The sequence below is a fragment of the Campylobacter sp. 2018MI13 genome (assembly GCF_018501135.1).
Classification (GTDB): domain Bacteria; phylum Campylobacterota; class Campylobacteria; order Campylobacterales; family Campylobacteraceae; genus Campylobacter_E.
The window spans coordinates 1-237 of sequence record NZ_JAHCZC010000343.1 but is presented as its reverse complement, the minus strand read 5'-3'; the positions used below and the strand labels follow the sequence as shown (position 1 = coordinate 237).

General features: G+C 31.6%; 1 protein-coding gene. It reads right to left on the bottom strand.

What is annotated here, in order from left to right:
* The coding region (locus KJQ99_RS11510) for a hypothetical protein (protein ID WP_214150788.1) at window positions 1-237 on the bottom strand (237 nt) is incomplete at both ends.

Here is a 237-nt window from a genome sequence, read left to right as displayed (position 1 = left end):
CGTTTTTATCTTTTACTCTTTCGCCACTTTCATCTCTTTTTTCTTCTAACAAATTCCCTAAAGCTTTTAAATCGCCCTTAGCAATATTTACATCACTTGTAAAACTTGAGTTATTAGCATTTAAATTCCCTTCTGTAATATAAACACCGCCTGTATTTTCAAAACTACTAACAATAGTATTTATATCGCCTTTAGTAACTTTTACAACCCCATCTCCACTCATTTCAAAACCAGTTG